The sequence below is a fragment of the Psychrobacter sp. 1U2 genome (genome assembly GCF_051847575.1).
The window spans coordinates 1-636 of the sequence record NZ_JBPYDC010001306.1; the positions used below are offsets into that span (position 1 = coordinate 1).

At 47.0% G+C, this 636-nt stretch carries 1 protein-coding gene; it reads left to right on the top strand.

The features are described from left to right. The coding region (locus ACS8FD_RS21790; RefSeq protein ID WP_439277409.1) for a molybdopterin-dependent oxidoreductase at positions 1-636 on the top strand (636 nt) is incomplete at both ends.

Below are 636 nucleotides of genomic sequence, written 5' to 3' on the forward strand. Positions count from 1 at the left end.
TGAGCTAAAAGAGACAAATGACAGTTATCATGCACAAGCCGGTATTTATTTAGCGGTTCCAGACGCTAATAGTATGGGTGTTTGCCTACTTGGCGGTCAATCTACAGAAGAAATATTGGCCACTGATTTTGATGTTGTTATCGTTGCCGAAAATCAGCTGACTGATGCGATCGATGCCAACAAACTAACACAGTTGCTCGCTGACAAGACAGTCATTGCTTTAGATCATCAGCTGCTTGACTGGCACAAAGATGTCGATATTGTATTGCCAGCGGCAAGCTTTGCTGAAGCGGATGGTACTTTGGTGTCAAGCGAGGGCCGGGCTCAGCGCTTTTTCCAAGTTTACGATAACAACTACTACCATCCGATGAGCAGTATTAAAGAAGGCTGGCGCTGGTTGCATGCGGTTCATAGCAGCTTGGAAGGTCGAGATGTTGACTGGACACAGCTAGATGATGTAATTAACGCCTTAGTAGCGACTCATCCTAAGCTTATTGGTATTAAAGCTGCGGCGCCCAATGCTGATTATCGTATCACGGGTCTTAAGATTGCTCGTCAGCCGCGTCGTTACTCTGGTCGCACCGCAATGCGTGCGCCAATATCTGTGCATGAACCAATGCAGCCAAAAGACTGGGA